Below are 11,467 nucleotides of genomic sequence, written 5' to 3' on the forward strand. Positions count from 1 at the left end.
GGGACAGCCCTTGGGCGTCGGCACCGCTGAGCCGGCCCGTGCGTCATCGGGCCCGGCGGGTGGTGTCTACGCCGCTCCGGCAGGGGTCGGAGCGGAGCCGTCCGCCAGGCGGTCACCGATGGCCCGGAGTCCGTTCAGGTCGTGTACGTCGCCGGGCAGCGCTGCCACGGCCGTCACCGGCACCTCGGGGTGCAGCTCGGTGAAGCGGTCGCGGGTGCGGTGCTCGCGGGCGACGACCTGCATACGCTCGGCGTGCAGCCGCAGCAGACCTGCCGTCAGTTCCTCGACGCCCACGGCCTCGTCGGTGGTCGCGCCGACGGCGTCGGCCGCCTCCGCGGGGCTCGTCGCGTCGTCAGGGGTGGTCGCGGGTGTCGCGATGTTCTGGTGGGGCGGCTCGTTCTCCGTCGTGTCCTGGTGCTCGGCTGCGGGCTCGGGGCCGGACGCCTGCCCTGCCTCGGGGGAGAGGGGCGGCTCGGTCGGTCCGGAAGCGGTGACCGCCGGGTCGTGGGCTTCCTGGTCACCAAAGCCAGCTTTCCCGGCCCTCTGATCCACAATGCGGGTGTCGTCAAGATTTTCCGTGCGGGCGTCGTCAAGGTTTTCCGCGGCCGCCAGTGCCTGCTCGGCGGAGAGCCGCGAAGCCTCGCTGCCGTGCACGCGGTTGAGGACCAGGCCGGCCAGCGGCATCTTCTCGGCGGCCAGCCGCTCCACGAAGTAGGCGGCCTCGCGCAGCGCGTCCTGCTCCGGCGTCGCCACCACGAGAAAGGCCGTGCCCGGCGCCTGGAGCAGCTTGTACGTGGCGTCCGCGCGGCTGCGGAAGCCGCCGAACATGGTGTCCATCGCCGCGACGAACGTCTGCACGTCCCGCAGGAACTGACCCCCGAGCAGCTTGCCCAGCGTTCCGCTCATCATCGACATACCGACGTTGAGGAACTTCATCCCGGCCCGGCCGCCCACCTTCGCGGGCGCCATCAGCAGCCGGATGAACTTCCCGTCGAGGAACGACCCGAGCCGCTTAGGCGCGTCCAGGAAGTCCAGCGCGGAACGCGAGGGAGGCGTGTCGACGATGATCAGGTCCCACTCGTCGCGCGCCCGCAACTGCCCGAGCTTCTCCATCGCCATGTACTCCTGCGTACCGGCGAACCCGGCGGACAGGGACTGGTAGAAGGGGTTCTCCAGGATCGCCCGGGCACGTTCGGCGTCCGCGTGCGCCTCGACGGTCTCGTCGAAGGTCCGCTTCATGTCCAGCATCATGGCGTGCAGCTCGCCCTCGCCGTCGATGCCGTCGACCCGCCTCGGCACGTTGTCCAGCCGGTCGATGCCCATGGACTGGGCGAGCCGGCGGGCCGGGTCGATGGTGAGGACGACGACCTTCCGGCCGCGCTCGGCGGCCCGTACGCCGAGGGCGGCGGCGGTCGTGGTCTTGCCGACCCCGCCGGAGCCGCAGCACACGACGATCCGGATGCCCGGGTCGTCCAGCAGCGCGTCCGTGTCCAGCCCCGCCACGGACGGGTCCCCACCGGCCGTGTCCGCCGTGTCCGCCGTGTCCGCCGTCATGCGTCTCCCTCTTCCCCCGCGCCCTGCTTACGGAGCTCCGTGGCCAGGTCGTGCAGCGCGGTGAGGTCCACCCCGTCGCCGATCAGCGGCAGCTCCGCCGTCGGCAGCCCGAGACCGGCCAGCACCGCGCGCTGCTCCCGCTCCAGGCCGACCCGCTCGGCGTGCTCGGCCGCCTGCTCGACCAGGGGCCGCACGAGCGCGGTGGAGCCGGTCACTCCGGCCCGGGTCAGCGCCTTGGCGATCTCCTTGCGGCGGCCGCCCGCGGCGGTGCGCAGGGCGTCCTCGTCGAGCAGATGCGGGCGGACCATGTTCACGAACACGCTGCCCACGGGCAGTTCGGCGGCGCGCAGCTCGGCGATGCCGTCCGCGGTCTCCTGGACCGGCATCTCCTCCAGGAGGGTCACCAGATGGACCGCGGTCTGCGGGGACTTCAGGACCCGCATCACGGCCTGGGCCTGGTTGTGTATGGGGCCGATCCTGGCCAGCCCGGCGACCTCGTCGTTGACGTTCAGGAAGCGGGTGATCCGGCCGGTCGGCGGGGCGTCCATGATCACGTGGTCGTAGACGAACCGGCCCTGCTTGTCCTTGCGGCGTACGGCTTCGCACGCCTTGCCGGTCAGCAGGACGTCCCGGACGCCGGGCGCGATGGTGGTGGCGAAGTCGATCGCGCCGAGCTTCTTCAGCGCCCGGCCCGCGCTGCCGAGCTTGTAGAACATCTGGAGGTAGTCGAGGAGCGCGCGTTCGGCGTCGATCGCCAGCGCGTACACCTCGCCGCCGCCCGGCGCGACGGCGATCTTGCGCTCCTCGTAGGGGAGCGCGTCGGAACCGAAGAGCTGGGCGATGCCCTGCCTGCCCTCGACCTCGACGAGAAGAGTGCGCCTGCCCTCGGTCGCGAGGGCGAGCGCGAGGGCGGCGGCGACCGTGGTCTTACCGGTGCCGCCCTTGCCGCTGACGACCTGGAACCTGCTCACGTATTCGAGCCTAACCAGTCCGGCCCCGGCCTACGCACGGGACCGTACGTGCCAGGCGTTACAGTCGGGCCCATGACCAAGTGGGAATACGCGACCGTGCCGCTTCTCGTGCACGCGACCAAGCAGATTCTGGACACCTGGGGCGAGGACGGCTGGGAGCTGGTCCAGGTCGTTCCCGGCCCGAACAACCCCGAGCAGCTCGTGGCCTACCTGAAGCGGGAGAAGTCGTAGTGGCGGGCGCCGTCGAGGCGCGGCTCGCCGAGCTCGGCCTGACCCTCCCCGCCGTCGTGCCGCCGCTGGCCTCGTACCAGCCGGCCGTGCGGTCCGGGGTGTACGTGTACACCTCCGGCCAGCTGCCGATGGTGGACGGCAAGCTCGCCGTCACCGGCAAGGTCGGCGCCGAGGTCACGCCGGACGAGGCGAAGGAGCTCGCGAAGACCTGCGCGCTCAACGCCCTGGCCGCCGTGAAGTCGGTCGCCGGCGACCTGGACCGGATCAAGCGCGTCGTGAAGGTCGTGGGCTTCGTCGCCTCGGCCTCCGACTTCACCGGCCAGCCCGCCGTGATCAACGGCGCCAGCGAGCTGCTGGGCGCGGTCCTCGGCGACAGGGGCGTGCACGCCCGCAGCGCCGTGGGCGTCGCGGTGCTGCCGCTGGACGCACCGGTCGAGGTCGAGGTCCAGGTGGAGCTCGACGACGCCTGAGCATCCCTCTCCCGCTCCGCCTTCCGATCCCGTCCGGTCCCCGCGACCGGGCGGGATCGTTCGCGTACCGGGACCGTTCGGGTCCGGGGATCGTTCGGGTCCGGGGCATGGCGGGCGGGCATGTACGGGGCATGGCGGGCATGTGCGGGGCATTGACGGGCATGTACGGCGCATGACGAGCGTGTACGGGGCATGGCGTGGCGCGTACGGGGCGTGTCGGGTCATCGCGACGATCAGGGACCTCTCGAACATCGGCGCGGTTCCGGATAGCCTCCGGCCATGTCCCAAGGTCAGTGGTACCCCCCGGAATGGCCCGACCGGATCAGGGCCCTCGCCGCCGGTGAGCTGACGGCCGTGGCACCCCGGCGGGCCGCCACCGTGATGCTGCTCCGCGATCCCGGCGGGCCCGAGGCGGGCGCGACGGGCGGCGATCGGAGCGGGACGGGCGGCGATCCGGGTCGGACGGGCGGCGCGCCCGATGGCCCTGTCGTGCACATGCTTCGCCGCCGGACCTCCATGGCGTTCGCCGGAGGCGCGTACGCCTATCCGGGTGGCGGTGTGGATCCGCGCGACGACGACCGGCTGATCGGGTGGGCCGGACCCCCGTTGGAGCACTGGGCCGCCCGGCTCGGCGTGGCGACGGTCACCGAGGCGCAGGCCATCGTCTGCGCGGCGGTGCGCGAGATGTTCGAGGAGGCGGGCGTTCTCCTCGCCGGGCCGACCGCCCGGGCCGTGGTCGGCGACACGACCGGGGACCACTGGGAGGCCGACCGGGAGGCGCTGGTCGCCCGGGAGCTGTCCTTCGCGGAGTTCCTGGACCGGCGCGGCCTGGTGCTGCGCTCGGACCTGCTGGGCGCCTGGGCGCGCTGGATCACGCCGGAGTTCGAACCGCGCCGGTACGACACCTGGTTCTTCGTCGCCGCGCTCCCCGAGGGCCAGCGCACCCGGGACGTCTCCACGGAGGCCGACCGCACGGTGTGGATCGCCCCCGCCGAGGCGGCCCGCCGCTACGACCGGGGCGAGCTGCTGATGATGCCGCCCACCGTGACCACGCTGCGGGCCCTCGCGCCGTACAGGACGGCCGCCGAGGCGCTCGGGGCGGCCGACGGGCAGGACATGGCCCCGGTCCTCGCGCAGGCCCGTCTGGAGGGCGGTGAGCTGGTGCTGAGCTGGCCGGGGCACGACGAGTTCACCAAGCACGTGCCCGCGACGGGCCCGGGAGGCGGTCGAGCGTGAGCGACGCAGCGGCCCTGCCCGGACAGCCGCGCGGAACCGTGGCCTCCGGCCCCGCGACCGCCCGTACGGTCAACATCCTCGCGCCCAATCCGTCCGCGATGACGCTCGACGGGACGAACACCTGGATCGTGGCCGAGCCCGGCTCCGATCTCGCGGTCGTCATCGATCCCGGGCCGCTCGACGACGTCCACCTGCGGGCCGTGATCGAGGCGGTGGAGCGGTCCGGGCGGCGCGTGGGACTCACGCTGCTCACCCACGGCCACCCCGACCACGCGGAGGGCGCGGGCCGGTTCGCGGAGTTGACGGGGACGAAGGTGCGGGCCCTGGACGCGGCGCTGCGGCTGGGCGACGAGGGCCTCGGGGCGGGCGACGTGATCACCACCGGCGGCCTGGAGCTGCGGGTCGTGCCGACGCCCGGGCACACCGCGGACTCGCTCTCGTTCCATCTGCCCGCCGACCGGGCGGTGCTGACGGGCGACACGATCCTCGGCCGCGGTACGACGGTGGTCGCGCACCCGGACGGGCGGCTCGGCGACTACCTGGACTCGCTCAGGCGGCTGCGGTCGCTGACGGTCGACGACGGCGTCCACACGGTGCTGCCGGGCCACGGCCCGGTGCTGGAGGACGCGCAGGGGGCGGTGGAGTTCTACCTGGCCCACCGCGCGCACCGCCTCGCCCAGGTGGAGACGGCGGTGGAGGCCGGGCACCGTACGCCGTCGGAGGTGGTGGCGACGGTGTACGCCGACGTGGACCGCTCCCTGTGGCCGGCCGCCGAGCTGTCGGTGCGGGCGCAGCTGGAGTACCTGACCGAGCACGGGCTGATCCAGAGCTGACGGGGTCCGCGCGCGGCGAAGGGCCCCGCCGACGGACGTGACGGAGTGCGTGCTCCGCTACGTGCCCAGGTCGGCGGGGCCCTTCGCGTACGGGATCCGGGGTCAGCGCGAACGCTTCGCCAGCCGCTCCACGTCCAGCAGGATGACCGCGCGGGCCTCCAGGCGCAGCCAGCCGCGTCCCGCGAAGTCCGCGAGCGCCTTGTTGACCGTCTCGCGGGAGGCGCCGACCAGCTGGGCCAGCTCCTCCTGGGTGAGGTCGTGCACGACGTGGATGCCTTCCTCGGACTGGACGCCGAAGCGGCGTGACAGGTCCAGGAGGGCGCGGGCGACACGGCCCGGGACGTCGGAGAAGACCAGGTCGGACATCTGGTCGTTGGTCTTGCGCAGCCGCCGGGCGACCGCGCGCAGCAGCGCGGTGGCCACCTCGGGCCGGGCGTTCAGCCAGGGCTGGAGGTCGCCGTGGCCGAGGCCGAGGAGCTTGACCTCGGTCAGCGCGGAGGCGGTCGCCGTACGCGGGCCCGGGTCGAAGAGCGACAGCTCCCCGATCAGCTCGCCGGGGCCGAGCACGGCCAGCATGTTCTCGCGCCCGTCGGGCGAGGTGCGGTGGAGCTTCACCTTGCCCTCGGTGACCACGTACAGGCGGTCACCCTGGTCGCCCTCGTGGAACAGCGCGTCTCCGCGCGCGAGGGTCACCTCACTCATCGAGGCGCGGAGCTCCGCGGCCTGCTCATCATCGAGCGCCGCGAAAAGCGGGGCGCGCCGCAGAACGTCGTCCACGAGTTCTCTCCTTGTCGGCCTGTTCAGGGAACCGTGGTCCCCATCATGCCGGACGGTAAAACAGTGCGATCAATCACAAACCAGTTTGACGCACGGGCGTGCCGGACCCTACGGCAGGGGGCCGATCGGGGGCGGATGCGCCGTGACGGCGGTGGTTGTCGGTGCCTGGCTCTAGGCTGGCGGGGTGTCCAGAACGCCGGGGAGAGCGCAGGTCGAGCGGGCTGACGGGGTGCTGAAGGGCGGCGATTCCGCTGTGGGCGAACAGCCCCGGCCGCGCCCGGAGAATGCCGCGAATGGCTCCCCCGGAGGGGCGTACGGCTCCCCCGGAGAGCCGGGGAAACCGCTCCGGGAGTCGGCCAGGAGGTCCGCAGTGTCATCGTCAACGCCCGCGAAATCCGGCAAAACCGCCAAAAACACCAAAACCGCCAAATCTGCGAAGCCCGCCAAGGTGGCCAAGGCGCCCAAGGCGGAGTCGCACCTCGCGATGGTCCGCCGGGCGCGCCGGATCAACCGCGAGCTCGCCGAGGTCTATCCGTACGCCCATCCCGAGCTGGACTTCCGTAACCCGTTCGAGCTCCTCGTGGCCACGGTCCTCTCCGCCCAGACCACGGACCTGAGGGTCAACCAGACCACCCCCGCGCTCTTCGCCGCCTATCCCACACCCGAGGACATGGCGGCGGCCGTGCCGGAGGAGATGGAGGAGATCATCCGGCCGACCGGGTTCTTCCGGGCGAAGACCAAGTCGCTGCTCGGCCTCTCGGCCGCCCTCCGGGACGAGTTCGGCGGCGAGGTCCCGGGGCGCCTGGAGGACCTGGTGAAGCTGCCCGGCGTCGGCCGCAAGACCGCCAACGTGGTCCTGGGCAACGCCTTCGGCGTCCCCGGCATCACCGTCGACACGCACTTCGGGCGCCTCGTGCGGCGCTGGAAGTGGACCGACGAGGAGGACCCGGTGAAGGTCGAGGCGGTCGTCGCCGGGATCTTCCCCAAGAGCGAGTGGACGATGCTGTCGCACCGGGTGGTGTTCCACGGCCGCCGGATCTGCCACGCCCGCAAGCCCGCCTGCGGAGCCTGCCCCATCGCCCCGCTCTGTCCTTCGTACGGGGAGGGCGAGACCGACCCGGAGAAGGCCAGGAAGCTCCTGAAGTACGAGATGGGCGGCTACCCGGGCCAGCGGCTCAGCCCGCCCGCCGACTACCCGGGAAAGCCCGCGCCCGCGCTCGGGGCGGAGTGAGCGTCACGCCCTCGCCTCCAGCTTCACTCCTCAGGACGGAACGGCTCGGAACGAAATGGCCGATGACAGGCGTTGTGAATCAACGGGGGTGCCCATGACGCACGCGCAGACACACGACATGACACAGGCGCACACACCGGCGCGCTCACAAGCGCACGCGCAGGCCGGGAACGGCTTCGCCGAGAGCCTGGAGCCCGGAAGCCCCGGAAGCCCCGGAAGCTACGGAGCGCCGGGACCGGGAGGCGGGGCCGTCGACGCCGGCGTCCCGGTCACCACCGACGGCCTCCCCGCATGGCTCGACCCCGTCGCCCGCGCCGCGCGGAGCGTCCGGCCGCAGCAGCTCAGCCGCTTCCTGCCGCCCGAGAGCGGGGCGGGCCGGCAGTCCGCCGTCCTGGTCCTGTTCGGCGAGGGGGAGCGCGGGCCCGAGCTGCTGCTGATGGAGCGGTCCGGGACCCTGCGCTCCCACGCCGGGCAGCCGTCCTTCCCCGGCGGCGCACTCGATCCCGAGGACGGCGACCAGGCCACCACCGGGCCCCTGCGGGCGGCGCTGCGCGAGGCCGAGGAGGAGACCGGGCTCGACCCCCGGGGCGTACAGCTCTTCGGCGTGCTGCCCCGGCTCTACATCCCGGTCAGCAGCTTCGTCGTGACGCCCGTGCTGGGCTGGTGGCGCGCGCCCAGCCCGGTCGGGGTGGTCGATCCGGCCGAGACGGCCCGGGTCTTCACGGTCCCCGTGGCGGATCTCACGGACCCCGCGAACCGGGCCACGGCCATCCACCCGAGCGGCCACAGCGGCCCGGCATTTCTGGTCGAATCAGCCCTGGTCTGGGGTTTCACGGCCGGAGTGATCGACCGGATCGTGCACTACGCGGGATGGGAACGCCCCTGGGACAGGGCCAGGCAGGTGCCGCTCGACTGGCGCGCATGACACGCTGGCTGTCCTGCTGCGCTGTTCCGGGCCCGGCCCGGACCCCGTCACCACCGACGGGCCAGGTGACGAAACTGCGAGGCTATAGACGGTGAACGTGCTGGACATCCTGCTGCTGCTGGCTGCCGTGTGGTTCGCGGTCATCGGTTATCGCCAGGGTTTCGTCGTCGGCATCCTGTCGGTGATCGGCTTCCTCGGGGGCGGTCTCGTCGCCGTCTACCTGCTGCCGGTCATCTGGGACCGGGTGACGGAGGACGCCGAGGTCTCCACCGCCGTCGCCATCGGCGCGGTCGTCATCGTGATCGTCTGCGCCTCGATCGGCCAGGCCTTCACCACCCACCTGGGCAACAGACTCCGCCGGTACATCACGTGGTCGCCCGCGCGCGCCCTGGACGCCACCGGCGGCGCCCTGGTCAACGTGGTGGCCATGCTGCTGGTGGCCTGGATGATCGGCCTGCTGCTGGCGGGCACCTCGCTGCCGACCCTCGGCAAGGAGGTCCGCAGCTCATCGGTCCTGCTCGGGGTCGACCGGGTGATGCCGGAGCAGGCGCCCAGCTGGTTCCAGGACTTCTCGTCCGTCCTCGCGCAGAACGGCTTCCCGCAGGTCTTCAGCCCGTTCGCCAACGAGCCGATCACCGAGGTCAAGGCCCCGGACCCGGCCCTCGTCGGCAGCCCGGTGGCCGCCCGTGCCAAGAAGTCGATCGTCAAGGTCGTGGGCACGGCCCCGAGCTGCGGCAAGGTCCTCGAAGGCACCGGGTTCGTCTTCTCCGAGCGCCGGGTGATGACCAACGCCCACGTGGTCGGCGGCGTGGAGGAGCCCACCGTGCAGATCGGCGGTGAGGGCCGGCTGTACGACGCGAAGGTCGTCCTCTACGACTGGCAGCGCGACATCGCGGTCCTGGACGTCCCCGATCTCCGGGCCAGGCCGCTGCAGTTCACCGGCCCGGACGACGACGCGGAGACCGGCGACAGCGCGATCGTCGCCGGCTTCCCCGAGAACGGCGCGTACGACGTGCGCTCGGCACGCGTCCGCGCCCGCATCGACGCCGACGGCCCGGACATCTACCACCGGGGCACGGTGCGACGCGATGTGTACTCGCTCTACGCGACGGTGCGCCAGGGCAACTCGGGCGGCCCGCTGCTCACTCCGGACGGGAAGGTGTACGGAGTGGTGTTCGCCAAGTCGCTCGACGACCCGGACACCGGCTACGCGCTGACCGCCGACGAGATCCGCGAGGACATCGAGATCGGCCGCGAGGCCGACCAGCAGGTCGACAGCCAGGGCTGCGCCCTCTAGAGGGCGTCCGAGGGCCCGTCCCGGCCGAGCCGGTGAGGGTCAGTTACGGGGATGGCGGAGCCGTGCCGAGACCCAGCGGGCCCGACGGCGGAGGATGCGGGAAATCCCGAGACGGGAACGGTGAAGGTCATGCACGTGGTGCACCCGGCCGCGAGGGCCGCCCCCCTCATGAGTGCTCACACCGGCTGAGACGGTGGAGCGGCGGTTGCGTGCTTCGTCAGTGAAGTCGTGCGTCCAGCCCATACCCCGACGTCTGCCCGTGACCCAAGGTCGGTAATCGTGCGCGAGTCAGCCAATCGGCCTATGCGGCGGGCAATTGGCTGTTCGTCGGACACGCGTGCCCGTGGCGGGCGGGCGGCTACCGGTCGGGCTCGGGGTCCTTGAGCCAGTTGATGAGTTCGGTGGAGAAGCCGATCGGGTCCTCCTCGTGGGGGAAGTGACCGACACCGTCGAAAAGTCGCCACCGGTAGGGTGCCTCGACGTACTGGCCGGACCCGGCCGAACTACGGGTGCGGACCGCCGGATCGAGCGACCCGTGCAGGTGCAGCGTCGGCACCCGGACCGGACGCTTCATCCGCCGGTTGAACTGGATACCGTCCGGACGCGCCATCGACCGCACCATCCAGCGGTACGGCTCGATCGAGCAGTGGGCGGTGGAGGGGATGCTCATGGCCCGCCGGTAGACGTCCAGGGCCTCCTCGTCCGGGAACTCCGGGGTGCGGGGGCCCGCCCAGTCCTGGACGAGGCTCCCGACCAGGGCGGCGTCGTCCGCGAGGAGCTGACGCTCCGGCAGCCACGGCCGCTGGAAGCCCCAGACGTACGAACCGGCCCGCGACTGCGCGAAGTCGGACAGCATCGACGAGCGCCAGCGGCGCGGGTGCGGCATCGAGGAGACGACGAGCCGGCGGACCAGCTTGGGCCGCATCACGGCGGCCGTCCAGGCGAGATAGCCGCCGAGGTCGTGGCCGACCAGGGCCGCGTCGGGCTCACCGAGGGAGCGGATCACCCCGGTGACGTCGAGGGCCAGGTTGGCGGGGTCGTAACCGCGCGGCGTACGGTCGCTGCCGCCCACCCCGCGCAGGTCCATCGCGACCGCCCGGAAGCCCGCGTCGGCGAGCGCCGGCAGCTGGTGGCGCCAGGTCCACCAGAACTGCGGGAAGCCGTGCAGCAGGAGCACCAGCGGCCCCTCGCCCATCTCCGCGATGTGGAACCGCGCCCCGTTGGCCGCCACGTCGCGGTGGGCCCAGGGGCCGTCGAGGCGCACGGGCCCTCCGGCCGCACCCCGGCCCGAGGGGCCCGTGGCCGGGTCGGACGGGGCAGCCGGACCCTCCGGGTCCGCGGGACCCGTCGGACCGAATGCGCTGGAATCGGGAACGGTCATGCGGACGAGCGTGCCACAGACCCGGCCCTGTCCTGACCGGAGCCGCTCTCGACGCTCTTCTTCACCAGCGAACTGCCGGAGACGGCGGAGCGCTCGATGATCGCGGCGGCCTCGATCGAGGGGCGCGGGTGCGGCTTGGCCTTCTGCAGGACGGCGGCGGTCTGCTTGGCGGAGGCGATGGACTTCTCCGGCGGCTTGATCTTCTTGAACTTCCGCAGACCGATGAATCCGATCAGGGCGGCCAGGACGATGAAGGCGCCCGCCACGATCAGGAAGGACCACGCCAGGCCCAGGCCCAGGTTGTGGATCCCGTACGCGGCCGCGAAGCTCAGCATCGGCATCGTGAAGAGCAGCAGCACGCCCGCGGCGATGAACGCCGCGCTGCCGATCGCCCCGCGCTTGACGTCCTGCCGCACCTCCGCCTTGGCCAGGGCGATCTCGTCGTGCACCAGCGCGGACATCTCCGCCGTCGCCGAGGCGACCAGCTGCCCGATGCTGCGGTCCGCACTGCCCGCGTAGTTGCCGGGGTCGCTCATCCCTGACTCCCTCTCCGTCTTCGAC

The 11,467-nt window shown here is 72.3% G+C and carries 13 protein-coding genes; 7 read left to right on the forward strand and 6 right to left on the reverse strand.

Annotation, left to right across the window (positions count from 1 at the left end):
- Positions 1 to 66: 66 nt before the first annotated feature.
- Positions 67 to 1,554 carry an ArsA-related P-loop ATPase gene (locus tag OG245_RS20400; protein WP_371624928.1) on the reverse strand — a complete coding sequence of 496 codons (1,488 nt, stop codon included), beginning with the start codon at positions 1,552 to 1,554 and terminating at the stop codon, positions 67 to 69.
- The gene (locus OG245_RS20405; protein ID WP_371624929.1) at positions 1,551 to 2,525 is read right to left on the reverse strand and encodes an ArsA family ATPase; all 975 of its coding nucleotides are present in this window, start codon (positions 2,523 to 2,525) and stop codon (positions 1,551 to 1,553) included. The genes OG245_RS20400 and OG245_RS20405 overlap by 4 nt, the downstream gene beginning before the upstream one ends.
- 72 nt (positions 2,526 to 2,597) lie before the next feature.
- On the opposite strand from OG245_RS20405, the gene OG245_RS20410 reads away from it, so the two are divergent.
- The 4 genes from OG245_RS20410 to OG245_RS20425 all read left to right on the forward strand — a co-directional run bounded on the left by OG245_RS20410 (position 2,598) and on the right by OG245_RS20425 (position 5,295).
- Positions 2,598 to 2,756: a DUF4177 domain-containing protein gene (locus tag OG245_RS20410; protein ID WP_017947820.1), complete on the forward strand. Its 159-nt coding sequence runs from the start codon at positions 2,598 to 2,600 to the stop codon at positions 2,754 to 2,756.
- Entirely contained in the window at positions 2,756 to 3,226 is a 471-nt protein-coding gene (locus OG245_RS20415) for a RidA family protein (protein ID WP_279567404.1), read from the forward strand. The genes OG245_RS20410 and OG245_RS20415 overlap by 1 nt, the downstream gene beginning before the upstream one ends.
- 279 nt (positions 3,227 to 3,505) lie before the next feature.
- A complete protein-coding gene (locus OG245_RS20420) occupies positions 3,506 to 4,462 on the forward strand; it encodes an NUDIX hydrolase (RefSeq protein ID WP_371624930.1) in 957 nt (318 codons plus the stop codon).
- Positions 4,459 to 5,295, forward strand: a complete 837-nt coding sequence (locus OG245_RS20425) for an MBL fold metallo-hydrolase (protein WP_371624931.1) — start codon at positions 4,459 to 4,461, stop codon at positions 5,293 to 5,295. Before OG245_RS20420 ends, OG245_RS20425 begins: the two co-directional genes overlap by 4 nt.
- 102 nt (positions 5,296 to 5,397) lie before the next feature.
- On the opposite strand, the gene OG245_RS20430 is transcribed toward OG245_RS20425, so the two are convergent.
- Complete coding sequence (locus OG245_RS20430) at positions 5,398 to 6,072, reverse strand: Crp/Fnr family transcriptional regulator (RefSeq protein ID WP_003967450.1); 675 nt, start codon at positions 6,070 to 6,072, stop codon at positions 5,398 to 5,400.
- Positions 6,073 to 6,442: 370 nt separating this feature from the next.
- Between OG245_RS20430 and nth the strand changes: the two genes are divergently transcribed.
- The 3 genes from nth (at position 6,443) to OG245_RS20445 (ending at position 9,525) form a co-directional block, all read left to right on the forward strand.
- On the forward strand, positions 6,443 to 7,303 hold the full coding sequence (nth, locus tag OG245_RS20435; RefSeq protein WP_371624932.1) for an endonuclease III: 861 nt from the start codon (positions 6,443 to 6,445) through the stop codon (positions 7,301 to 7,303).
- A 94-nt stretch (positions 7,304 to 7,397) separates the two neighbouring features.
- Positions 7,398 to 8,228, forward strand: coding sequence for a CoA pyrophosphatase (locus tag OG245_RS20440; protein ID WP_371624933.1), 831 nt, complete (start codon positions 7,398 to 7,400; stop codon positions 8,226 to 8,228).
- A gap of 91 nt (positions 8,229 to 8,319) precedes the next feature.
- Positions 8,320 to 9,525, forward strand: coding sequence for a MarP family serine protease (locus OG245_RS20445; protein WP_371624934.1), 1,206 nt, complete (start codon positions 8,320 to 8,322; stop codon positions 9,523 to 9,525).
- A 39-nt stretch (positions 9,526 to 9,564) separates the two neighbouring features.
- Here the strand turns inward: OG245_RS20445 and OG245_RS20450 are convergent, their stop codons facing one another.
- The 3 genes from OG245_RS20450 to OG245_RS20460 all read right to left on the reverse strand — a co-directional run bounded on the left by OG245_RS20450 (position 9,565) and on the right by OG245_RS20460 (position 11,442).
- Positions 9,565 to 9,768, reverse strand: a complete 204-nt coding sequence (locus OG245_RS20450; RefSeq protein ID WP_371624935.1) for a hypothetical protein — start codon at positions 9,766 to 9,768, stop codon at positions 9,565 to 9,567.
- 115 nt (positions 9,769 to 9,883) lie between these two features.
- Positions 9,884 to 10,906: an alpha/beta fold hydrolase gene (locus tag OG245_RS20455; RefSeq protein WP_371624936.1), complete on the reverse strand. Its 1,023-nt coding sequence runs from the start codon at positions 10,904 to 10,906 to the stop codon at positions 9,884 to 9,886.
- Positions 10,903 to 11,442, reverse strand: coding sequence for a phage holin family protein (locus tag OG245_RS20460; protein ID WP_371624937.1), 540 nt, complete (start codon positions 11,440 to 11,442; stop codon positions 10,903 to 10,905). Before OG245_RS20460 ends, OG245_RS20455 begins: the two co-directional genes overlap by 4 nt.
- Positions 11,443 to 11,467 lie beyond the last annotated feature (25 nt).

This window comes from Streptomyces sp. NBC_01116 (genome assembly GCF_041435495.1).
Lineage (GTDB): Bacteria > Actinomycetota > Actinomycetes > Streptomycetales > Streptomycetaceae > Streptomyces.

Coding starts and splice junctions, on each gene's coding strand:
- OG245_RS20420 (WP_371624930.1), top strand. CDS start 3,506: ATGTCCCAAGGTCAGTGGTACCCCCCGGAATGGCCCGACCGGATCAGG.
- OG245_RS20460 (WP_371624937.1), bottom strand. CDS start 11,442: ATGAGCGACCCCGGCAACTACGCGGGCAGTGCGGACCGCAGCATCGGG.
- OG245_RS20410 (WP_017947820.1), top strand. CDS start 2,598: ATGACCAAGTGGGAATACGCGACCGTGCCGCTTCTCGTGCACGCGACC.
- OG245_RS20450 (WP_371624935.1), bottom strand. CDS start 9,768: ATGGGCTGGACGCACGACTTCACTGACGAAGCACGCAACCGCCGCTCC.
- OG245_RS20455 (WP_371624936.1), bottom strand. CDS start 10,906: ATGACCGTTCCCGATTCCAGCGCATTCGGTCCGACGGGTCCCGCGGAC.
- OG245_RS20440 (WP_371624933.1), top strand. CDS start 7,398: ATGACGCACGCGCAGACACACGACATGACACAGGCGCACACACCGGCG.
- OG245_RS20400 (WP_371624928.1), bottom strand. CDS start 1,554: ATGACGGCGGACACGGCGGACACGGCGGACACGGCCGGTGGGGACCCG.